This window comes from Desulfosporosinus sp. HMP52, assembly GCF_000765145.1.
Taxonomy (GTDB): Bacteria; Bacillota; Desulfitobacteriia; order Desulfitobacteriales; family Desulfitobacteriaceae; genus Desulfosporosinus.
This window is the reverse complement of the sequence record NZ_JMGA01000020.1, coordinates 194,518-217,934: the sequence shown is the minus strand read 5'-3', so window position 1 is coordinate 217,934 and position 23,417 is coordinate 194,518. Positions and strand designations below refer to the sequence as shown.

General features: G+C 40.2%; 23 protein-coding genes. 2 read left to right on the top strand and 21 right to left on the bottom strand.

All coding sequences use genetic code 11. The features are described 5' to 3' along the window. Positions 1-50 precede the first annotated feature (50 nt). The 5 genes from DP73_RS09565 to trxB form a co-directional block, all read right to left on the bottom strand. Entirely contained in the window at positions 51-332 is a 282-nt protein-coding gene (locus DP73_RS09565; protein ID WP_034599116.1) for a 4Fe-4S dicluster domain-containing protein, read from the bottom strand. Further along, positions 329-1,621: an FAD-dependent oxidoreductase gene (locus DP73_RS09560; RefSeq protein WP_034599114.1), complete on the bottom strand. Its 1,293-nt coding sequence runs from the start codon at positions 1,619-1,621 to the stop codon at positions 329-331. Before DP73_RS09560 ends, DP73_RS09565 begins: the two co-directional genes overlap by 4 nt. A 12-nt stretch (positions 1,622-1,633) precedes the next feature. After that, positions 1,634-2,965, bottom strand: a complete 1,332-nt coding sequence (locus tag DP73_RS09555; protein ID WP_034599112.1) for an FAD-binding protein — start codon at positions 2,963-2,965, stop codon at positions 1,634-1,636. Continuing rightward, on the bottom strand, positions 2,965-3,798 hold the full coding sequence (locus tag DP73_RS09550; protein ID WP_034599111.1) for an electron transfer flavoprotein subunit beta/FixA family protein: 834 nt from the start codon (positions 3,796-3,798) through the stop codon (positions 2,965-2,967). Before DP73_RS09550 ends, DP73_RS09555 begins: the two co-directional genes overlap by 1 nt. A 188-nt stretch (positions 3,799-3,986) precedes the next feature. Beyond that, positions 3,987-4,901 carry a thioredoxin-disulfide reductase gene (gene trxB / locus DP73_RS09545; RefSeq protein WP_034599109.1) on the bottom strand — a complete coding sequence of 305 codons (915 nt, stop codon included), beginning with the start codon at positions 4,899-4,901 and terminating at the stop codon, positions 3,987-3,989. Between the two features lie 214 nt (positions 4,902-5,115). On the opposite strand from trxB, the gene DP73_RS09540 reads away from it, so the two are divergent. Next, complete coding sequence (locus tag DP73_RS09540) at positions 5,116-7,866, top strand: UPF0182 family protein (protein ID WP_052090519.1); 2,751 nt, start codon at positions 5,116-5,118, stop codon at positions 7,864-7,866. A gap of 365 nt (positions 7,867-8,231) precedes the next feature. Here the strand turns inward: DP73_RS09540 and DP73_RS23420 are convergent, their stop codons facing one another. The 11 genes from DP73_RS23420 to DP73_RS09485 all read right to left on the bottom strand — a co-directional run bounded on the left by DP73_RS23420 (position 8,232) and on the right by DP73_RS09485 (position 16,843). Continuing rightward, on the bottom strand, positions 8,232-8,579 hold the full coding sequence (locus DP73_RS23420) for a hypothetical protein (RefSeq protein ID WP_034599107.1): 348 nt from the start codon (positions 8,577-8,579) through the stop codon (positions 8,232-8,234). Between the two features lie 6 nt (positions 8,580-8,585). Further along, positions 8,586-9,887: a hypothetical protein gene (locus tag DP73_RS09530; protein WP_052090517.1), complete on the bottom strand. Its 1,302-nt coding sequence runs from the start codon at positions 9,885-9,887 to the stop codon at positions 8,586-8,588. A 34-nt stretch (positions 9,888-9,921) separates the two neighbouring features. Then, positions 9,922-10,887: a phosphodiester glycosidase family protein gene (locus DP73_RS09525; protein WP_034599105.1), complete on the bottom strand. Its 966-nt coding sequence runs from the start codon at positions 10,885-10,887 to the stop codon at positions 9,922-9,924. A 111-nt stretch (positions 10,888-10,998) separates the two neighbouring features. Next, on the bottom strand, positions 10,999-11,280 hold the full coding sequence (locus tag DP73_RS09520; protein ID WP_034599104.1) for a hypothetical protein: 282 nt from the start codon (positions 11,278-11,280) through the stop codon (positions 10,999-11,001). 259 nt (positions 11,281-11,539) lie between these two features. Next, positions 11,540-11,953: an OsmC family protein gene (locus tag DP73_RS09515; RefSeq protein ID WP_034599102.1), complete on the bottom strand. Its 414-nt coding sequence runs from the start codon at positions 11,951-11,953 to the stop codon at positions 11,540-11,542. Positions 11,954-12,002: 49 nt separating this feature from the next. Further along, positions 12,003-12,659: a hypothetical protein gene (locus DP73_RS09510; RefSeq protein WP_034599100.1), complete on the bottom strand. Its 657-nt coding sequence runs from the start codon at positions 12,657-12,659 to the stop codon at positions 12,003-12,005. A gap of 207 nt (positions 12,660-12,866) precedes the next feature. Then, positions 12,867-13,586: a hypothetical protein gene (locus tag DP73_RS09505; RefSeq protein WP_242865730.1), complete on the bottom strand. Its 720-nt coding sequence runs from the start codon at positions 13,584-13,586 to the stop codon at positions 12,867-12,869. An 82-nt stretch (positions 13,587-13,668) separates the two neighbouring features. Continuing rightward, a complete protein-coding gene (locus DP73_RS09500) occupies positions 13,669-14,400 on the bottom strand; it encodes a phosphatase (RefSeq protein WP_034599097.1) in 732 nt (243 codons plus the stop codon). A gap of 151 nt (positions 14,401-14,551) precedes the next feature. Beyond that, positions 14,552-15,130, bottom strand: a complete 579-nt coding sequence (locus DP73_RS09495; RefSeq protein ID WP_034599095.1) for a hypothetical protein — start codon at positions 15,128-15,130, stop codon at positions 14,552-14,554. Between the two features lie 96 nt (positions 15,131-15,226). Then, the gene (locus DP73_RS09490) at positions 15,227-16,030 is read right to left on the bottom strand and encodes an ATP-binding protein (RefSeq protein WP_034599093.1); all 804 of its coding nucleotides are present in this window, start codon (positions 16,028-16,030) and stop codon (positions 15,227-15,229) included. A gap of 45 nt (positions 16,031-16,075) precedes the next feature. Further along, positions 16,076-16,843 (bottom strand): DnaD domain protein, encoded by a 768-nt coding sequence (locus DP73_RS09485; RefSeq protein WP_034599091.1) that lies wholly within the window; start codon positions 16,841-16,843, stop codon positions 16,076-16,078. A gap of 210 nt (positions 16,844-17,053) precedes the next feature. Between DP73_RS09485 and DP73_RS09480 the strand changes: the two genes are divergently transcribed. Further along, positions 17,054-17,644 carry an HD domain-containing protein gene (locus DP73_RS09480; protein WP_034599089.1) on the top strand — a complete coding sequence of 197 codons (591 nt, stop codon included), beginning with the start codon at positions 17,054-17,056 and terminating at the stop codon, positions 17,642-17,644. A gap of 9 nt (positions 17,645-17,653) precedes the next feature. Here DP73_RS09480 and DP73_RS09475 read toward each other — a convergent pair whose 3' ends face one another. From DP73_RS09475 to DP73_RS09455, 5 genes are all read right to left on the bottom strand, one after another. After that, entirely contained in the window at positions 17,654-19,390 is a 1,737-nt protein-coding gene (locus DP73_RS09475; protein WP_034599088.1) for an MBL fold metallo-hydrolase, read from the bottom strand. 190 nt (positions 19,391-19,580) lie between these two features. Then, positions 19,581-20,219: a response regulator transcription factor gene (locus DP73_RS09470; RefSeq protein WP_034599086.1), complete on the bottom strand. Its 639-nt coding sequence runs from the start codon at positions 20,217-20,219 to the stop codon at positions 19,581-19,583. After that, positions 20,216-21,358, bottom strand: a complete 1,143-nt coding sequence (locus tag DP73_RS09465) for a sensor histidine kinase (RefSeq protein WP_034599084.1) — start codon at positions 21,356-21,358, stop codon at positions 20,216-20,218. The genes DP73_RS09470 and DP73_RS09465 overlap by 4 nt, the downstream gene beginning before the upstream one ends. 111 nt (positions 21,359-21,469) lie before the next feature. Then, the gene (locus DP73_RS09460) at positions 21,470-22,234 is read right to left on the bottom strand and encodes a hypothetical protein (RefSeq protein WP_034599083.1); all 765 of its coding nucleotides are present in this window, start codon (positions 22,232-22,234) and stop codon (positions 21,470-21,472) included. Between the two features lie 364 nt (positions 22,235-22,598). Then, positions 22,599-23,393 carry a methyltetrahydrofolate cobalamin methyltransferase gene (locus DP73_RS09455; protein WP_014903360.1) on the bottom strand — a complete coding sequence of 265 codons (795 nt, stop codon included), beginning with the start codon at positions 23,391-23,393 and terminating at the stop codon, positions 22,599-22,601. Between the last annotated feature and the right edge of the window lie 24 nt (positions 23,394-23,417).

The following is a 23,417-nucleotide window of genomic DNA, read 5'->3' as shown; positions in this document are numbered from 1 at the left end:
CCCCCTCTGCTCTTTCATTAAATTACATTTTTTTACATTTTAATAATTAATCAGCCATTTTTCCAAGAAACTCCGAATCCACCTCTTGGATACTTCCAGTCAATATTGCCAAAGGGACAACCGATTAGGCAGGTTCCACACTCCAGGCAGCCTTCATAACCCACGGCAATACGTTTTTCTTCTTCATCCCAATCGTAGACATGGGCTGGGCAAAAACGTGTACAAGGTTTATCTTGGCACTGCTGCAAGCAAACACTGGGGTTAGCTATTTTAATGTGGTTTAGTTTATCTGTGTTAAACCTAACCAAATAAAGTTTATCATCTAATTTCATAAGAGCGCCCTCCATGCTCCATAGATATCCTTAAGTAAACCGCCTTTAGAACGGTGTTCGAAGGCCATTTTGATAATTTCTTTTTGACGTTCTTTCTTAGGGGTCCCGTCAGCTGTCAAATACATTTTGGCAGCTTTAGAGAACAACTTGGGATATATTTTTAAGAGATGGGTGTTTTCTTCAAAGAATTTGCCCATATGACGATAGTGATGGAGGTCTTTAAGAACAAAGGAATCCCGTAGGCGGGTTTCGTAAACACCCATTGCATGATCGCTCACGTCTCCGGCCCGTATTGCCTGAGCCGCGACTTCCCCGGCAATTTTACCCGATATCATAGCCAGGTTTGAACCCTCACGATTTAAGGAATTCATGAGCATTGCCGTATCTCCGACGACCATAACTCCTTGGCGATGAAGTTTAGGTACGTGGGTATATCCACCTTCAGGGATTAAGTGAGACAGATATTCCTTAGTTTCGCCGCCTTGAAGAAGGCGTTTCACATAAGGTTTGGCTTTCATGTTCTCTAACAAATCATTGGGGGTCCAATTATTTCGAATTAGCTGTTGAAGAATGGTTCCAACGCCAATTGAAATCGAATCCTTATTGGTATAGATAAATCCTACGCCCATCATTCCCGCCGTTGAATCTCCATACAGTTCAATAGTAGCTCCCTGTCCTTCCTCCAGACAGAAACGGTCTTCGATCTTTTCTTTGGGTAAAGCAATAACCTCTTTGACGGTGACAGCGACTACCTCAGGTTTGAGTGGTTTAGCTAATCCGGCTTTAACCGCTATGAAGTTATTAACCCCTTCAGCCAGAATGACTACCTTTGCACCTAAATCTCCTTCAGCACGACCTGTTCGGACTCCTACAACCTGGTCGCCTTTATATAAAAGATTTTCCACCAGTGTTTCAGTAATGATCATAACCCCGGCTTTTTCTGCTTGCTGAGCCAGCCAACGATCAAACTTCACCCTAAAGACTGAATGGGCATTGTACGGCTCTTTCCCCCAGGCAGGATCACGGTAACCAGCCAAGATTGACTCGTCGCCACTTAACATGGCAATCCGTTGTTCAATGATGGGGCGTTCTAGGGGAGCGTCCTTCCAGAATTCCGGTACAACCATATCAGTAGCCTTTGTATAAAGGATTCCGCCCATGACATTCTTAGTTCCCGGATAATCACCGCGTTCGATGACTACTGTTTTCATCCCGGCACGTGCAGCACTGAGCGCAGCAGATAGGCCAGCAGGACCACCGCCGATGACGATTACATCAAAGTTTTCCATGTTTGCCCCTCCTTAATTTGCCACGCCATGCTGAAGGCGTTTCTTAAACTCTGCAGTCAGTGCAGGAACTACTTGAAATAGATCTCCAACGATACCGTAATTAGCAACCTTTAAAATTGCAGCTTCCGGATCGTTATTGATGGCAATGATAAAGTCCGATGTCTCCATTCCAACTAAATGCTGGATGGCTCCGGATATTCCGATCGCAATATATACTTTAGGACGAACCGTTACTCCGGATTGCCCCACTTGCTGATCATGAGTCAGCCAGCCTGCTTCTACAGCTCCACGGGTTCCAGCTATGGTACCCCCTAACACTTCAGCTAACTCCTCAGCAATAACCATGTTCCTTTTTGCTGCAATTCCTAAGCCTACTGCTACGATGATTTCAGCTTTATCTAAAAATGCGCTCCTAGCATCACTGCTTATAAACTCCAAGATCTTAGTGCGGAAGTTTTCTTCTTCAAGCGTAAATTCTTCTTGAATTAGTTCTCCCACACGTCCATCCACTCGTTCGGGCATTGCCATTACTCGAGGACGAACTGTCGCCATTTGAGGACGGCTCGTTCGACAAAGAATAGTTGCCATAATATTTCCACCAAAAGCCGGCCGAGTTTGTTGTAACAACTTTGTCTCCGGATCAATGCCCAGTACCGTACAATCGGCGGTTAAGCCTGTTTGCAGTTTGGTTGCAATTGCCGGGAATACATCTCTACCCATCGAAGTTGCACCCATCAAGATAATCTCAGGTTGATATTTCTTTACGAGCCCGGTAATCGCCTCAGCATAAGGTTCTGATCGATAATCCTTTAGAATAGGGTGATCGATGACATACACCTTCTCGGCACCGTAAGCAAAGGCTTCAGGTATGACATTCTCAACCTGATACCCGGTTATTACTCCACTCAAGCCACATCCAATGGCATCGGCAAGTTTTCGGCCCTCACCAAGCAATTCCCAGGAAACAGGTGCAACCTTGCCGTTTGTATATTCAATGATTACCCAGACACCGCTCCAGACATCTCCACCGGCCACAGGAGTTACTTGAGAACGAATTGTTTTTTTATTGTTATCTTGAGCATAATCCTTAACGGATTCAGGTAATGGATCTTTTAGGTTAAACTTAGACCCAGCCTCCGAATTAAGTTCATCGGAGGGTTTGGAAGGTTTCTTTACGACTGCCAGGGCATTAGTCGGGCATACTAAAGCACATTTTCCATGGTCTTCACATTTCTTGGGATCTACAACGGCTAAGCCATCAATTAGATCCAGAGCCTCAACCGGGCATTCCACGACACAAGCCCCGCACCCGATACACTTTGTTTTGTCAACGGCGACGGTCATTAGCGTTTCCCTCCCTTCGCTAGGGGACTAACCATGATTATGTTCTGTTGGAATATTTTTTGAACCACCGTTGCGGCGACACCTGCCGGATCATTCATAGCATCCATTATTTCTCCGCCACTGCGGCCAGGTGGTGCGAAAATTCTAGAAACACTAGTAGGAGATCCTTTAAGACCCATTTGCTTAGTATCAAAGGGCAGAGAGGTAACATCCCATACCTCAGGCTCATAAGTAGCGGCTTTCATCATATTCGGCAAAGTTGCATAGCGTAAATCGTTAAGCTCCTTTTCAACTGTCATCAAGGCAGGCAACTGAGCCTGAACAATTTGACGCCCGCTTTCTGTCTTGCGTTCCACGGTTACTGTAGTTTCAGTTAGCTCTCTAACCTTAATTACATAGGTCAACTGAGGAAATCCTAGGCGTTGCGCAATACCGGGGCCAGTTTGAGCTGTATCTCCATCTATTGCTTCTTTACCTGCGAAAACCAGGTCAATTGGTTCAGTCTCATGGATCTTTTGCAGGGCCATTGAAAGAATATATGCTGTAGCCAGGGAATCAGAGCCTCCAAAAGCACGATCACTAAGTAGAATTGCTCGATCAGCACCATAAGTCATCGCTTTTTTCAAGGCATCCTTGGCTTGGGGAGGCCCCATACTTACTATAGTTACCTTCCCTCCGACTTTTTCCTTAAGACGAATTGCTTCTTCTAAGCCATGGGCATCATAGGGGTTGATAATTGATGGCACACCCTCTCTCATGAGGGTATTCGTCGCTGGGTCAATGCGGACTTCGGATGTATCGGGAACTTGTTTAAGGCAGACTACAAAGTTCACTATAATTCCCTCCTTTGTATACAACATTACATAGTTTTTAAAAGAAATATTCTAAATTGACTACTATTTTCTATATTTTATTATACAAATAGAAATATTACAATATTAACATATGTCAGTAAATATAATCATTCATTTTTATGGAATTATATTCAAACTTATGTGAATATTCAGTAGTATGTGTTTATTTACTTTGAATCTTCCAAGTATTTTTCAACTTCTACTGCTGCTAAGGCCCCATCACCAACTGCAGTGGCTACTTGACGGAGAGGCGTATTCCGAATATCTCCAGCAGCATATACTCCTTTTATGTTGGTTTGCAAAAGTGAATCCGTTAGAATATAGCCACGCTCATCAGTTTCAATTTCTTCACCGATAAATTGGGCATTAGGATCAGTTCCAACATAAATAAAAACTCCGTCAGCTGGGATGTTCCTAGTCTCCTTACTTTGTACGTTGAGTATACGTACCCCTTCAACGTGGTTAGACCCCAAGATTTCTTCAACAACTGCATTCAGTTCGAAACGGATTTTGGGATTCTCTTTGGCGCGATTTATAGCGATTTGAGAAGCCCTAAAACCTTCTCGTCTATGTACAATCGTTACCTCATCGGCAAATTTCGTCAGGTAAGAACCTTCCTCAATGGCAGCATCCCCTCCGCCTACTACAACCACCTTCTTGCCTTTAAAAAAAGCACCGTCACATGTAGCACAGTAAGAAACTCCACTCCCCCTAAAGCGATCTTCACCCGGAACTCCTAATAATCTAGGCTTGGATCCTGCAGCGATAATGATAGAACGAGCCTCAAGAATACGATCATAGGTTTGAACTTTTTTTATAGCTCCGTTGAGCTCTAGAGTTTGAACTTCTTCAAAAATAAATTCTACACCGAAAGCAATAGCTTGCTTATGAAATAGATTCATAAGTTCATACCCGTTGACTCCGTCTGGAAACCCCGGGTAGTTTTCTATATTCTCTGTAGAAGCAGCCTGCCCACCGGGCATAGCTAACTCTATGATAGCTGCTTTTAATCCTCCACGTGCTGCATAAATTCCAGCAGTTAAACCAGCCGGACCTGCTCCCACAATAATAACGTCATACATGACTTTCAACTCCTCTTAATTACTAGCTTTAATACCCCTTTAGGGTATTAATCTGTTGTTAGTATATCATAGTTTATCCAGATTTAAAAAGAATTTGCCCTTGAATACAACAAAATATATGAAGGGATTTTCATTAATTGGGAAGAATATAATATTATGATTAAACATACATAATCGTTTGGTTAGGTCTTAGGTAATTAAAGGGGGAAGACTATTGAATCGATTTATTAAAATTATTATCGGCTTCATAATTTTGGTCACAATTTTGACTGCTTCAAGTGGCTTATATGAAGATTGGGCCTGGTTTACAAGCTTAGGGTACTCTCAATTATTTTGGACTCCATTACTAAGTAAAATACTATTTCAAGCAGTGAATGGAACGATACTTTTCCTTTTTATTGCCGGTACCCTCCTTTCCATTAGACATGCTATTGTGACATTTGTTAATGAACGGTTACGCCTTCGTTTAAGGTTAGTTCAGGATATGAACCGTCCTGTTTTTAGCTTAAGCCAACGCAGAGTCACTGTCTGGCTGCTGATTATTTCTGCAGTCATTAGCTTCGGTATTAGTTTTGTAGCAGGGTTTACTGGCTGGTTAGATATATTATCTTTTACTCATGCAACTCAGTTTAGTCAGGCTGACCCGGTATTTGGAAAAGATTTATCATTTTACTTTTTCAGACTCCCCTTATTAAATACTATTTTTAATGCATTTTTTGGCCCTTTATTTTTACTAACCTTATTTACATCAATTTTCTATATTGTTACAGGAGTTATTCGATTTAACTCTAGAAAACTTTGGCAAAATGGTGCGGTAACTATGGGTGCTTCCTGTCGTAAGCACTTAGCTTTCTTGGTTGGCATATTATTGGCCCTCAAGGCTTATGGCTACTTTTTAGACATCTTCAAATTACTCTATTCTTCACACGGTCACGTTGTTGGAGCAGGTTTTACAGACTTAAACGTAACGCTACCGGCACTTAGACTTTTAATTATCCTAAGTATTTTAGGATCGATCTTTGCCTTTATCTCTTTTGCTTTTAAAGACACTCGATTATTAACGATGCCAATCATCGGAATTTTCGTCGTCGGTATTGTAATGTACAGCATTATCCCCACTATGGTTCAATCCTTTGTAGTTCTGCCTAATGAGTTAACTAAGGAACAACCTTATATTCAACATGAGATCGAGATGACTCGCTATGGCTATCAGTTAAACAACATTAAGGAAGTTGAATACCCTGGTAATACTCCCATAACAATCGAAGCACTGAAGGCGGATCAAGGAACCCTTAACAATGTCAGGCTTAATGACGCTCGGCCTATGTTGCAAACTTACAATCAAAAGCAAGGCATACGACTGTATTACAAGTTTAATGATATAGACATAGATCGTTATCCCATTAATGGGGAATCTCGACAGGTTATGATCGGTCCAAGAGAAATCTCCACCCCAGACTTAGATTCTAAGGCTAAAACCTTTGTCAACATGCGTTTTAAATATACTCATGGTTTTGGGGCTTCTGCTTCTTTCGCCAATGCTGTCACTTCTGAAGGGCTCCCTTCATTTGCTATTAAAGATGTCCCGCCAATCAGTGAATTTGAAGCTTTCAAAATGACTGAGCCCAGAATATATTATGGTGAATTGACGAAGGACTGGGTAGTTGCAAATACTTCTAACAAAGAGTTTGATTATCCCCTAGGTAATTCCAATGCAGAAAATTCCTACCAGGGAAAGACAGGAATTCCGTTAACCCCACTCAATAAACTCATGGTATCTCTCCGGCACGGAACCCCGCGCTTTTACCTCGCTAGTGAAGTAACTGCAGAAAGTAAAATGCTTGTTTATCGAAATATAGATGAACGGGTTCAAAAATTAGCTCCATTCTTAACCTATGACAGCGATCCTTATATGGTAATAAATTCCGGTCGTATAAAGTGGATCATTGATGCCTACACAACTTCTAACTCTCTGCCCTATTCACATTTATATTCCAATGAAGATTTTAACTATATTCGCAACTCAGTTAAAGTTATTATCGACGCCTACGATGGAACCGTAGATTTTTATGCTGCCGATCCCTCAGATCCAATTTTAAAGACCTATATGAAGATATTTCCTGGGGTTTTTAAAGACCTGGAAAGTATGCCTGCCAGCCTAAAAGCCCACCTGCGCTACCCAGAAACACTTTTTAGTGTTCAAAGTAATATGCTTAAAAACTTTCATATGACTAACTCCTCTGTGTTTTATAATAAAGAAGACTCTTGGGATATAGCTAAAGAACTCTTTGAGGCAACTCCTCAAAATGTGGAACCCTATTACACCATCATGAAAATCCCCGGAGAAAACAAACCTGAATTTGTGCTTATGCTGCCCTTTACGCCGGCTTCCAGTGCCACTAATACACGTAACAATATGGTGGCCTGGATGGCAGCCAGGATGGATGGAGAACACTATGGTGAACTCTTACTCTATAAGATGCCAAAGAATATCGAAATAGATGGCCCCTTGCAAATTGAATCTCGTATAGATCAAGATCCAACTATCTCTGAACAGCTATCTCTTTGGGATCAAAAAGGGTCAAGCGTAATACGGGGTAATCTCTTAGCTCTACCAATCGGAGGCAACTTCTTGTATGTTGAGCCCATATATCTACAGTCCGATAAGGGTGGCAGTATCCCAGAAATGAAACGAGTGATTCTCGCCTATCAGGATAAGCTAGTCATGACCGAGAATTTAGGGTCTGCCTTAACTCAATTATTTGGGGATGGAGCACCACAACCAACTACCCTTGGCCAAACTACTGCGCCTCCAGCCCAGTCTAATGAAAACGAACTTCAAGTTGATCCAAATTCACTAAACGTAACCTCAATAATTGAGCAAATGAATCAAATTCGAGCACTGCTGGATAGTCTTGAAACTCAACTAAAGGGGGCTCAAAGCCTTCCGAGCGAAACTCCTTAGACTCTTAAGCATAACTGTAAAAAGAACACCATAGGGTGTTCTTTTTACATACCTGTCTGTATTCACTTCATTCTACTCTGAAAAACTCATCCTGACAGAGGGACGTTCTTCTGTTAGGCTCTGGGGCGGAGCGCTTGCTGGCTGTTTTAACCCGTGCGAAGACAGTGTCATCGATCTGCACGCGTCTGCGAGTTGCGCCGCTGGTTCGCTGGACGGTTCGCGAGCGCGTCCGAACCTCCAGGCATTTCTGGCCGCATGCTATGCCGTCCCTGGCGCATGCGGCACTAGGAACATCGTGTTCCGTCGCATGTAAACCTGCGGCGCGCTAGGGGACACGAACCGTCGGCGCTCGCCTTAGCGCGGCTTCACTGACGCATCCGCTTAGCAGAAAAGCGCTCCTCCAGCCAGTTTGTTGGGAGTGTAAGCAAAAGTTTGGGATTCTTAGGTAAGTCTTCGTGGAATCCTTGGCGTGTTAGGAAGGCAGCTTCTCCCAACAGGAGTGAACGAATCACGCGGAGAGGCGGTAAAGCCCACAAAGCTTGCGTGGGGAAGCGCAGCCAGTGGTTCACTTCACAGGTATTCCCCAGAGGTTTGGCGGAGCTCCCGCGAAAGCGTGTGGGCGAGCCTCGGAGTGTTGAGTGAACGGATGTGGGAGAAGCTGCCTGACCCCAGAGACCCTTTTTCATACTCTGATGGTGCTGAGTAAGCGGCATGGGGGTCTACTCTAAATGAAAGGAATTTGTTACAATTCCAGATTCTTTAGGATTTAATGCTTGCAGTTCAACAAGGGTGGAAGTCCCTGATTTTTTTAGTTCTATAAGCTCTGCTCCATCATCAGAGATATAATTCTCATCACCCTTCAATGAGATCTCATTAAGTTCTCCTGATTTAATAATATAAGCAGTTTGTTGATTGTAAATCACTACTTCCCCTTGAGAACCGATAAGGATGCTGACTTCACTGAGTGGTATTGAGCCCTCCCATTCAGTTTTAAGGGATGGGTTATCACTTATCTCTGAACGATCCTCAGTTGTTTTTATTTTAACCAGTTCATTGTTTATGACTTCACCAATATATATTTTGCCATCTCGTATTCCTAAAACCTTGTCATTAGCATTCTTAGAAATAACATGTCGGTTACCGACTCCTAAAGAGACAACTTGTTTCGTTCCGCCAATCTTACTGTTGATATAAAGTGTTCCATACCTATCAGAGGCGGCCATGCCATCAACAATCTCACCTGTTCGATTTAAAGTACGGACATTTTTCATGACGTCAATTTCCATCAGCAGTTCTTTAGAGCCATCTTTAACCGTAAGGTATATCAGATTGGTAGAGGTTGAGAAGACTAATTCATCGATTTTTCCACCGGCGGGGAATTCGTTAATGGTTTGATTAAACCGGTCGTCTGGTTCAGTATCTTCATCTGAACCAGGTAGCTCAAGGGTATATAATTCAGTTATCTGAGGATTATTATACCGAACTTCAGTTTTTGTCTGGACAGGAGTCTCCTTTTGCTCAACTTTATCAACGGTTTTTGCAGGTTTCTGATTAGGATCTTCCACTTTTGGATCGATCTTAGTATCGGTTTTTTGATCAGTTTTAGTGTCAACTGTTGGTGTTGTCGGTTTAATCGGTACAGTTACGTAGGTTACCGGATTAGGATTCTTCTTGGCGTAAAAGTAGAGCAAAGTATCACGGTCTGGCAACCATTGATAGGATAAAACACCCAGGGATTTATCATTAGTCTTTTTTTCGAAGACAATCTTTTCCTTTTTTAGGTTAAAGATTTTAAGGGTACCGTTTTCAGTATAAGCTAGATAGTCCTTAGCATAAGATACTTGAATATTTTCAAACTCTGTACCAGGTATTGTTGCTTGAAGTTCTTTAGTGATTGGACCACTGGGTTCATTAGGCATGACGACTTGAGCTACTTTATTTTCCAAATAGGAATACGCGCCAAATTGCAACAGGAGTGAAACTAAGACCCAAACGAATATAGTACGCAGTTTCTTTTTCATGCGATATTTTTCTCCTTTAAAAACTGTTAGTAATTTATGGGGTAACTACAAAGGCAGTAGGTATATATCTCTCGCCAAAAATATTCCAAAGCTTATTCATAACCTTGCCATCATAAACAAGTTCTGAGGATGATCCTCCATCTAGATTAATGGCATTGACAGCACCGTAGTCTTTAAAGACGTTCATCAGGTCACGTAAGTTTGCCCCAATGCTCCAAGTAGGTTGGCGACCGTCAATCACCACAAAAATTACCGTACCATCAGCTTTTTGACCAATTCCCGTCCGTGGGGCAATTCCCCACCCTCCATCACCAGTAATCATTAATTTCCCATCCACAATTAGATTAGGTTCAAAGGTGACCGCTTCACGGACATTCTTCTCTTCTAATTGCTTGGCTGTCATCTTCCCAAGCACCATTTTTCCTTTATCATCAAATCCAACAATGTTTACTGCCTTGTCCCCGACATTATTGTGGACTATTTCACCATCATGCATGGTTATTCCGTCCGGAAATGCTCCGTTGCCTTTGCCATTGGGGTCATAAAAACCACCTGCATTTATCCCGGCTACAGCATTCATATCTTTAACCAGATCAGTAACTCGTTCACCGGTAACGCCAATTTCTTTAGTAACCGCTAGTTTAATTCGATTAGGATCCTTGATAAGCATAACTTTTCCTTTAAAGCTCTGGCCTTTAATATCTTCAATTGTAATTCCTGAAGCTTTATCAGTAATCACTTCCGTACGTCCTAAGGCCTGACTAATACCAGTCCCCTGTGAACTAGTAGAATTCATAATACGGCTTATCTCCTCTTCGGAAAGAAAAGCCTCTACGACCTGAGGATGCCGTGAGGTTGCTACTGCGCCTACTGTTACGATCTTAAGTGACTCAAAGGGTCCCCAAAACAATATGAAGGGTACTAGAATTGTCCCAAAGACAATATTAAAAATCAAAAACATAACGATCTTTTTAATTCGAATCTTACCTCGTTTTTTCATTTTCAGCATAGCTCCTTTTATATATTTGTCGATGATTTAGTAATAAAGTCACAATCCTTCAGAGAGAATACACATAAAAACAAGCCGCAGTTTTTTGATATGCGGCTGCAACTATTTTGAATAACGACGTTTTTTAAACTCTCCAGAAACTTTCCATATTGAATAAGCGATAAGCGCAGCAAGAAATAAAATACTCAGTAATACAGATTCTAATATAGAATTACCCATAACCACATTAAGAATTTGAATTGCTAAACTTGATAACATTCCAACGATGACAGTTAACCACATTTGAATTACGACATCATTTTGTTTGCGTCGAGTAATATAATAAATGTATAGAATCACGCAAATGAGTAAAACACTTCTCAGAAACCCTAAAATTAATATCATTTAACATTATCCTTTATTTCAAGTTGTTTCGACTCTTAGTATAACAAAACATCCATATTCTATCAAGGATTGTCTACATTGTCCCCATCCTTTATAGTTAATTATTGTTATATAATGTAAATTAACTAGGATTATTTTATTCACTATTTCTACGCGGTGTCTGACAGATATTATTAACGGTAGCATCAAAGTAACCACTAAATGTTAAAACATCAAAAAAAGAGCTGCCTTTGGGCAGCTCTCATATACCTAAAGATTCCTAAGGGTTAATTTCAATACTGTAGGTAAGATTGGCAGCTTTATCAATCATATTTGCGATACTACAATATTTTTCCATCGAAAGTTGCACTGCACGCTCAAGCTTCTCTTTGACAAGAGAATCTCCCCAAAACTTATAAACTAGTTCAATATCTTTAAAGACCCGGGGATGATCGCTGGCACGTTCCCCTTCGACTGTCGTTTCAAAGCGATTAAATTTAACGTTCATCTTTTCAAGAATTGTAACAATATCCATCCCACTACAGCCAGCAATGGTCATTAATAAAATTTCCGTCGGACTGCTTCCCCGTCCGGTTCCTCCAGCAGTTACGCTAGCATCCATATTAGTCACAACTTTTGAATTACCTTCACCTTGAAAATGCATTCCCTTTATGTGTTTAACAGAAACTTTCATTGTAGGCAACTCCTTTCTGAAAAACCGTTGAAGTCAAATGGTGTTTAGATTATTTTGCAATTGCATCAAGCTGTTGCTCATCTTCATTGCTATATTCCGGATTCTTTGCAACCAGGGATTGTACTGCTAAAGTCCCCTCTAACCTAAGTGGAAATATGAGGATTAATAATGCCAAACCACCGATAGCTAAAGAGAGATATTGCAAAGATAAGACCGAAAATATCAGAGAAATTAATTTAGTGGATGTGCCAATGGCATAACTGAATGGCTGAATAAGTTTCAAATTAGCATTTTGCCGTTGTTCAATTGATGTCTCAGCGCTCCCGTTTGAAGGATGAATCCAAACTTTGTCCCCATCAAAATCCACAGAATTAATGAGTTCTTTTCCATTCTTATAATAAGGGTCTAACGAAGAAATAAAAATAAACCCTTTAGTTGTATATATCTTATCTAACTCTACTTGTGTACCAGTCATTGCTGCTTTTGTATAGGTTCTTTCAATACGCAGGACATCCTCTTTACCAATATTAACAGGTCCCTTTTCAGTAATCACCGAGTATAAGCCACGATCAATTAATTCAATATTAGTGACTTTAACATTTAAAAACTGAATTCCAATCACAGTTAGTAATATCATAAATAGGCTTATGATTATAATTGCTCCCGCTATACGTTCACGATCAATCTGTCCACTTTTAAAAAGCACTACTACACGTCCTTTACTTTGTATGTTCTAATTCGTCATTAGAGGTTCTAAACATAGTTTGTCCACAAAACACATTGTACTATAAATAATTTAGTGAAACAAATGAATTTATTCCTATATATTTCCTATAACCACTAAGGAAAGAACTTTTTACCTTTCCTTAGTGGATTATCTTCCATTCTTTGCTATCTAAGCCGATTATTTGCGTTAATTTGTGTTGAAATGCTTGCCAAATTTAGTAAACATTTTCAGCAGATCGTTTGGGGTAAAAGTAAGAGGATTAGTATTATCATTTAAGGGGCTAGGCTTAGCAAGGGGTCTAGCACCCGTCGATTCCGGTGGAACTACAGCTCTTACAAATATCGTTGCTAGTAAACTAATAATCAAGATTGGTAGTGCTCCTCGCAGACCAGGAAATGTGAGGATCGGGACAATAATCTCAACAATGGGAGTATAGGGTTTATTGGAAAAGTTTCCTATAACGTAGATTGCAAAAACCAGTGGGGCTTCAGGGCTCTGGGGAGTTCGAAAGCCACGGTCACTAACTGTACCTATAACTTCCGGGTCTGATTCTAAAATATTATTACTTCCCGCAGTGGCAGCGTTTAGGTTAGCAAAAGTTCCAGATCCGTTAGCCATCCACTTTAAAAAGTCTTGAAGTTCAGAAAGCGGCATTTGGATGGTTTGGTTATTTTTAGTGTCCAGAATAGGGATACTTTTATATCCGAAAAGATGATGGGCAATGTAAAGAATGATTTGAGCTCCAATAACCACAGCGGAGGATTCAAACACTTTCCCTGTCAAAAGAGGTTGAGTAAATATTAGACTTGAACTTCCTGGAGCCGAGCTGATGGGGCAAAAGAATTCGATTCCTATAACAATAGGTTCTCCGCAACTTTCCTCTACTTGTTTATCGAACAATTTCACCCCTCCTTCAATACAATATATGGTAACAAGGGGTTTCGTGTACCTTTTCTGTAGTATTTAGAGTTGTAACTGGGCTTTTACACTAAGAAATGCTAGGTCGACTTTTCCGACGATCAGCTAAATAATTTAAAACCCGTTTGGGCGAGCTATTGAGAATTTGCTCTTCAGCCAGTCCCACTTCTCTTACTAAACTGAGGGCATGACTAAAATCTCCCACTAGATATGAAAAATGAGCATCGCTGCCCAAAATAACAGGCCCCTTGTATTGAACCATATATTTGGCAAATCGTCTGCAATTTCCCCAGGCCCCCAGTTTTTCGTTGGCTAGAGAACTGTTATTGATCTCGACGGGAATACCTAACTCAGCTGACATGTAAGCAATTCGTTCGAGATCCAGTTCAAATTCAGGACGCCCAGGATGCACCATCATATCCGTATAGGGATTTCTCATAGCTTTAACATACGCCTCAGTATTTTGATCAGCGGTTCCTCCAGGGTAGCAAATACCATGCAAACCCACTAGAACCAGTTTCATTTGATCCAGATATCTGATGGGAATATCTAACTCTCCTTCATGGCTTGTGATATTAGCTTCCACACCAGGCAATATTTTAACTCCATGTATTTCTTCGGGAATAATGCCTAAATTTCCAAAATGGTATAAATGTGGTGCACCTGGCATTGTCGGCCCATGATCAGTCATACCGAGTAATTCAATGCCGTTACGAGATGCTGCTAAGGCGTTTTCTGATAGTGTACTATAGGCATGTCCACTTGAAACGGTATGAGTATGTAAATCAACTTTTATTTCCATATTATCCACCTCACCTAGTCCAGTGCTTCCCCCTGCAAATGGAGGAGGAGGAGTTCTTGATTGACATTGTTGCTTACGTCCATTCTATTATATCCCTATTTTACTGAAAACAAAAATAAGTGCTTGACAGCACTTATTTTGGAGATTCAACTTATTGCTTTTTTACTGTTGCTGGTGCTTTAACAGTTGTATCTACATTAAAACGAAAACTTGCTTCAGTAGTCTGCTCTACGCCCCCCTCAGGATTAGCATTAACTCTCAACGTGATTAAATGCTGACCCTCTGTGGCACTTTTACCTGAAGCATCCCCTAATACATTGATCTGACGAAAAGCAACTCGGGCTGTAGCACCGGGTTCTAATACTTCCAGACTGCCTGGCGTTGTTACCTTTTTAGTGTCATCTCCAATTAAACTCATTTGCAATTCCACTGGAATATTTGTCATCTTTTTGGCGGTCATATTTTGTACTGTAATGACAAGATCAAAAGTTTTAGTTGTAATTACCTGGGCACCTTTTAATGTAACGCTGCCATAAGTGAGATCCTTAACAACTGACCCCGGCTCAACAGTAACTCCGATCATTTTTATCTCGGGATTACCCATGTTTTTAGAAACACCTTCATTCTTATTTTCCCAAAGAGAAAACCCAGCAAAACCAAGCAGACAAATCAAACATACACTGGCGACCATGGCAATATACTTACGATTAATAGTGATAATTTTAGCCATAGCGGAACACCTCCTTATTTTTTTACTTAAAAAAACCTATGCGCATCCTCTTAAGGACATGCATAGGTTTCAGAAAATATTTTTCAACTCAACAAACTACTTAGCTTTACTTTCCCTTTCCTGATAAATCTGTAAGCGAATGTCTTTTTGGACAGTTAACCGAAAAATCCTTGAAGATTGAATAATTCGAGAAGTTGTCCGTAATCCAAGAAAATCCTCCATTTCATCAAGAGAAAGATTCGACGTAATAACTGTTGGCAACTGTTCATTTAGGCGATAATTAATAATTGAATATAGTCTATTTCTTGTCCATTCAGTATAATTATGAGCCCCTAAATCATCGAGGATTAAGATAGGTATACTTCGCGCAGAATCTAATAGATCAAGTTCATTAACATCCGACTTGTACGTAGCTCTCAATTCATCAAGCAGATCCGGAACGATAAGAAAAAGAACCTTTAAATTATGTTCCATTAGCTCGTTGGCGATTGATGCAGCCAGATAGGTTTTACCCGAGCCAACCGGCCCAGTAAATAGTAATCCCAAGCCATAAGGGGAACGCAAACAATCATCTACAAAGCTTTTAGCGGCTTTTAAGGCCTTGGCTGCTCCTTCGCGATGTGACTCCGCTAGATCCGCCGAATAATAATCAAAGCGAAACTTATCTAATCGACAGTTCATTAGTTCCCGAGAAATTCGAGCATGCCGAAATTGATTTTCTAACTTTCTGGTTTCCATACAGCTGCAAGGATAGGCAATATCACCTTCCAGGACAATTCCCCGATCCTGACAAATAGGACACTGCCTCCCATTAGAAGGGGGTGCTGTAACTTTTGGTTTCTCATAATTGGGCCTTGAAGGTATGAGATTGGTCGATAAAATATCTTTGACATTTTTCATAGTTGAAGATCCTCCTATAGAAAACTTGGCCTAGTACCAAATGTTCTAAAGATAAAAATTCTCATATTTATTAGAAGTAGTTTTTGTAGCACCTTTACTTTTAGACTTAGTAGTCTTTTTTTCCTGACGGGATTGAAAAAATGCATCTTCTGCTTCGATCTCAGCTCGTGTACGAAGTCCCTTTTTTTCCCATTCTCTAAGAATCGAATCTAAATAACGAAAGTTTCGAATGCCTGCACTAACCCCTCTTCTTAAGGCCTCAATAATTAATTCCTCCGAAAAATGTGAAGATAGCCATTTGTCCAGATTTTCACATTCCAAGCGCGTAAGCAGGCGTCCCAACTCTTGCTCAAAAGTTTGAATTAAGTTCTCCATCGCTGGATTAGGTGAAGTAGATGGGATATTTAAAGGGACCTGTTGTTGTTTAAGGATTCGTTCTTCTTCTAATTGCTGGGATCTCTCAATTGCCCATAATTCTGCAAGCTCTTCGATTAAACCAACAAAACTATAACAATTTCCCCACTTTTGTTCAACTGGGTTCCAGTACCTTTCGATGGAAAGAAGTTTTCGCTCGACTAACCCTCCCAATTTCTCTTCTATCTCAGAGGATGGAGCAGTCATTCGTCCAGCTAAAGTTGAAATCGAGGGATATGGATTCACTTCGGCTTCACATAATATCTGAATTAATACTAACATCTCGCTATCACAGATCCCGATTTTTCTATAATGGGTCAGTAAATATTTTGGAATAGAAACAACACCTGAAAAGAAAAGAGCTTGTGTAAAGCTCCCATAAACACTTACTTTGTTCATTGATAGTTCATCTCCCCATGTACCATCCGAAAATTATCTCTAAGTTTCTATTGATTTTTACATATTAATCTTTGTTAATTGAAGAAAAAAGTATAAATAGACTATTTAATACAAATAAAGTCAAAAGACTCTTAAAACTACTTCCATAAAATGGAAGGGAAATGGGAGTCTTTTGGCGTATATAGAACTAAACGAAAAGGAGGCTAAAAAATGGATTTCAGGAAAGAGCTTGTTCAAATTGTGGAAAAGTCAGGAGCTCACTCTGCTTGGAGTGTCAAGCATTGTTTTAGAGTTTATCATCTAGCTAAAGAACTCTCTAGTCATTTAACCTTGGATGACGAGGTTCTTTATGCAGCAGCTATGCTGCATGATACTGGCAAATCCCCTGCCTATGCCCTTAAGAACATGGATCATGCTTTACGTTCAAAAGGTGTGACTGCAAACCTTCTTCCCCAAATGTCATATCCATCAGAAAAAATCTCTCTTGTTTTAGATGCTGTAGAAAATCACATGTATTACTCGGAGCCTGGGCGCAGTGATGAGGCAGTCTACTTAAGAGAAGCGGATATTCTGGATAATTTAGGAAATATTGGTTTAATGCGATTATTTAGCATAGTTGGCCAAGATGACTTAATACAAACTCCTGAAGATGCTATTGAAAGGGCACGTCTTTTCGCAGATGCTCTGCCAGATAAAGTCTCTACCAAAGCAGGGAAGCGTTTAGCGATCAAAAGGCGCGAAGAAACCCTTCGTTTTTTATCAGGGATTAAACGTCAAACTCTGGAATACGCTTGGCTTTAATTTGTAAGTCTATCGTCTTGATTTTCGCTCTTGCTCTTCCAGCAAGCGCGTTAAGCTATCCAATATATTAACGACACGGTCGAAATCTCGAGTTCTTAATCCCTGGTCGATAACGCTCTTAAGATGATGTCGTAACCTAATATATGCTCTGTTAACCTGTGAACGTGATGTCTTGGAGACGGTTGACTTTAATCTCTTATAAGAAGGAACAGTTGGTTGAATTATTGACTTGCTGATTAACTTTTCTGATGGACTTGAGGCAGTCTCCTTGCCCATATCATCCTTAGGAGGGATCGAAAGCCAGATTTTTTCAGGTGGAAGTTGTAGCACTTTTCCTTCAGTAAATTCAATTGTTTCTCCAAGCTGTGGTATAAGGGGAGATTTACCAAACTCCTCCAAAACCTTCTCGGCAAATTTTGTCTGTGATTCTAATTCCCCGTGAATAAGAATAATCTGCTCTGCTTTCTTGCCAAGTAATGAAAGCCAATGAATCAATTCTGCTTGATCTGCATGAGCAGAGAAACCATCCATATGAGTAATCCGAGCATTCACGGCAACCTTCTCACCGTGAATAGTTACGGTATCAACTCCATCCGATAACATTCGACCAATGGTTCCTTGAGCCTGATATCCTACAAACAGAACCGTTGCATTGCTTTTCCATAGATTATGCTTTAGATGGTGCTTAATTCGACCCGCATCTGCCATACCGCTGGCAGCAATAATTATTGCCCCACCTTCAATATTATTTAAAGCCATGGAATCCTGAGCAGTTTGACTAAAATGAACATTGGGCATTGTTAAGGGGTTATTCCCCGTTTTTATTAGCTCACGAGTTACAGAATCAAAATTATCCGTATTTTCTTGGAATATTTTTGTAGCTGCAATGGCCAAAGGGCTGTCAATATATATAGGTAGTGTTGGTATTCGATGTTCGTCCTGGAGTCGACGTAGATAAAATAATAAATCCTGAGTCCGTTCAATGGCAAAAGCAGGAATAACTAAATTCCCACCGGCTTCATAGGTTGAACGGATTATTTGAGCAAGCTGCTCATAACGATCACCTTTACTGCCGTCACTATTTTCAGAATGGAGTCTGTTTCCGTAAGTTGTTTCCATTACAACGATGTCTGCTACACTGAGTATACTGGGATCTTGAATATATGGTTGGTTTACATTTCCTATGTCACCGGAAAACACAACGGTTTTATTGTAATTGGGTTCTTTAATATGAAGTACTGCATGGGTTGAACCAAGTATATGACCAGCATCGTAGAACTGAAAGGAAATAGTTGGCGCTAATTCAACGATTTCTTTGTACCGTGATGCCCTAAAGTAGGAGATAGTATTAATGGCATCTTGGACAGTATAAATTGGTACCAGTGGTTCAAGCCCTGCTCTATTACGTTTTCGATTTTTTCGTTCTACTTCCATCTCCTGTATATGCCCACTGTCCGGAAGCATTATTGAACATAACTTAATTGTTTCAGGTGTAGCCCAAATTGTGCCTTTGAAACCAGACTTAATCAGTTTAGGTAACATACCTGAGTGGTCTGTATGAGCATGCGTCAGAATTACAGCGTCAAGGCTTGCTGGATTATAAGGGAACTCTCCATAATTTAACTCTTTGAGCGCTTTGGAACCTTGAAACATACCACAATCAATTAGGATTCTCGAATCCCCTGTTTCTACTAGAAAAGAAGACCCTGTGACAACCTGTGCTGCTCCAAAAAAACTAATTTTCATCTAATCAATCCTCCAAAAATAGCGTCTCAATGCTTTTCTTGTCAGAATATTTCTCTGATAGAATAGCATTTGGACGCTTTTCTTTGAACAATGCTATTATATTTACCATTTTTACACTACTCTACAAACTTGTCTCAATTTATTTTACCTTTTTATTGGTAGTTTAGCAATCTATAATCATCTGTATTACCTAATCCAGCTGAAAAAGATTAAGTTTTACTGCCTTAAGAGCTGCTTGTGTTCGATCTTCAACAGCAAGTTTGCGATAAATACTCGACAAATGATTCTTAACAGTTTTTTCACTGATAAATAAAGAGGTTCCAATCTCACGATTTGAAGCCCCTTTAACGACATAATGGAGTATTTCCATTTCTCGATCACTTAGCCCACATGTATCCTTCATAGGGCTAGGTTGACTTAATTGGTCAAGTAGCTTCCCTGTCACACTGGGTGATAAGATTGGCTCGCCTGAGTACACTTTCCGAATAGATTGGATAAGAGTTTTAGAATCAACATCTTTCAGCAGATAACCTGCTACGCCAATTTGAAGAACCTGAAAAACCTTCTCATCTGAATCATCAACAGTAAGTACTAAGATACCAACCTCCGGACATTCACGACGAATTACTTTGCCGGCTTCTAAGCCATTAACCCCGGGCATATTTAAGTCCATTAATAAAATATCGAATTTCATTGTTCGTGCAATATTGATGGCACCTTGACCATCTCCTACTTCTGCAACGACCTCAATCCCATCTTCAAATTCTAAAATGCGACGAAGCCCCTCTCGTAATAAGGGATGATCATCAGCAATTACAATTTTTATCAAGTTGTCGTTCCTCCCTCCTGGTTAGATGGAATTGAAAGTTCAATCAATGTTCCTTTGCCAATTGTTGAGTGTATAGAAAATAAACCTGAGAACATTTCGACACGTTCACGCATTCCTACAAGACCAAAATGTTCGCCTGGAGAATTCATAGCAGATTTTGCGTCAAAACCTTTGCCATAATCACGTATTTTGGCGATTGTCCAGTCTTCGCGATAAATCAAAGAAATGTCAACTTTATCAGAATGAGCATGTTTGGCAACATTCGTCATTCCTTCTTGTACTAATCTGAACAGAGCAACTTCCATAGCCGGAAGCAGGCGTCGTTCTCTACCTTCGATAAGCAACTCACATTTAATGCCATAATTTTCTTGGAAGTTACCGAGGTATTTAGAAATTGCCGGAACTATTCCTAAATCATCTAAGGCCATTGGACGCAAATCAAAAATAATTCTGCGAATGTCTTGTAAATTTGCACGAACCAGATTCTTAAGGTCTTTTAATTCTGCTTTTACTCGACTCGGATCTAGTTCTAATAGTCTTTCTGCAATTTCCAATCTTAAAACAATATTCGCAAGGGTTTGAGCAGGACCATCATGAATTTCTCTTGCGACACGACGCCGTTCTTCTTCCTGGGCTTTAATAACCCGCAGTCCCATCTCAACTCGTTGTTCATGATTCTGAGTCTGCAAGGCTTCAACTACCCCGCCTTGCAATAAGCTAATCGCCATGCTTACCTGAGTCATAAGATTTTGAGCCCGTTCTATTGTAACCTGCATTTGGGTAAGAGAACGCTCCAGGTCATCCCGTCGCTTGCGCAATTGAACTTCTTTTTGTTGTAAAAGCTGCAACTTAACTTGGGCATCTTTTGCCTCTGTATAAGTATCCATCATTTCTTTTTGAGTATATTTTTGATAAGAGCGATTTACTTCCATCAGTTTTTGACGCATACGCCGTTCAACCTTATCTTGACAATCAACTTGTGAAATGATTTCTTTAATATCAATTTTTAGTTGAGAGAGTTCATTAACAAGCCGCTGGGTTTCGGCTCGAGATGTTTCAGCAATTAAAAAGATTTCTTCTTTCCCTGATTCAATTGCCTTTAATGTGTTCTTTATTATTGCTCCCAACTGATCTGTCAAAATTATTCCTCATTTCAGATAGTTTGAATCCATCTTCACTTTACCCTTCTATATTGTTTTATTCGACACAGAAACAGTATTTCCTACTTCTTGATAGAAAAATAAGATAACTTATCTCCTTTTAGTATTTTTACCCTGCCGAATAGTATTTTTAAGGTTCCTTTCAAATCTTCGAGGATAATATAGATCTTCATCATCTATTATCAACACTCTCCAACCTTCCTGTTTAAATTTTTCTCCTTCACAAGAACACATTGAACCGCTATGGCAGAATAGAATATCCTCTACCTGTGCAAATACTTTTTGTCCTGATATAGTAACATCCCACATAATAGCAGGATCGACGAATACATGATTTAAAAATGTTTTAAGCCGGTCTACGTGGTTAGGGATCAAGATATTGGGGCATTTCTCCGTTTCTTCAATAATAGTTTGCTGTTCTATTGGAAGAATTTCATTATAGATAGCGCCTAGAGCAGGGATACAATCCTCAATTTCTACATTCTCTATCTCTGCTATATCAAACTTTAAATTATTCATAGAGTCCGTTGGAAAACTTTTCGAGGTCTCCATTACTTTTAACATACCTTCTTCTAGCATTTTATTCATTATGTCTTTAAATGAAGGAAAGTTAGCAATTACACGTGAGTCTGGCAATTGCTGTTCAATGATTTGTTTAAGAACATCCGCTAAGTACTCTGAAGGAAATGTAGAAAAGTCCTGTAATAAGGAAGCCAGCTTACTTACAAATTCGCATCCTTTTTGAAATTCTGCCTCTGAGTCAACTCCAGTCAACAAACACGTTGTGAAAATTTCTTCAATTATTTTTTCTACCCATTCTCCAATTCTTGGATCATTATGATAATATGCTTCCATAATTATCCCCTTCCAGTTTATTATCTGTAATAGCTATGCTTGTATTCGTAATGGTATGATAGGATTGTCTCTTAATTTGTCAATTAAGCATGCTACAAGAGGATAACTTTACTTACATGGATATTACCCAGTTTAGTTTTTTGGGGGATACGTACAAGGGTTCTGAGTTATCAAGAAGGTATTTTTTTAATGTTTCGACCACAATGATTAGCTACTTATATAAGAGGGCTGCAGCAAACAAAGTTTACTGCAGCCCTCTTTCAAGGTGTACCAATATAAATTAGACAATCTAATTGTTCTGTTGAACATCAGGACTTAGAGGCCCAAAGGCAGCCCTTCACCTGAATTCCATGTTGTAGATATTTTAGCGAGCACGGAATACTTTTAGATAGGAGTCAGCGTAGACACTTCGATTCAAGAGAATCTGAGCTGTTGCTGCAACGTCGACTAAGTCATCATCATTGGCATCCATAATAGCGGCGTCAAGTCCACAAGCAATTGCCATAGCTAAATATGTGCGATTAATCAGGTTGCGATCCGGTGATTTCTGAGACACATTTGATAATCCTAAGACTGTACGTGGGGCTGGGTTTGCTAACATCTTCACTTGTCTTAAGGACTCCAGGACTTCCGGCGCATGCTCTTGAGCAACGTTTACAGGGAGAATCAATGGATCAATATAGAGGTCCTCCATTGGTACTCCATACTCGTCAGCGGCGGCTACAAGCTCCATGGCGAAGGCAACTCGATTCTCTGCGTCTTTAGGAATACCCTTCTTATCCATTGTTAACCCGATTATACCTGCGTTATATTGGATAGCCATTGGGAAAACCCGTTCGATTTTCACTTGCTCAGCTGGGCAAGAGTTAATAATTGCAGGACGTTTGCAGACTTTTAAGCCTGCTTCAATAGCGTTATAGTTTGTTGAATCTAAGACTAGAGGTAACTCAGAAACTTCCTGAATGACATTAACCATCCACTCATAGGCTTCAACTCTCTCCTCGGAAGGAATGGCAGGGCCAGAGTTGACGTCTAGGTAATGAGCGCCTCCTTCTTGTTGCTTTACCGCCCAATATTGAAGCGGTTTTGGATCTTTGTTGCGAAGTGCCTCTCCAATATCAGTAAACATCCCGTTAATCCGTTCGCCAAAAATAATCATTCAGTTCACGTCCTTTCATTTTTT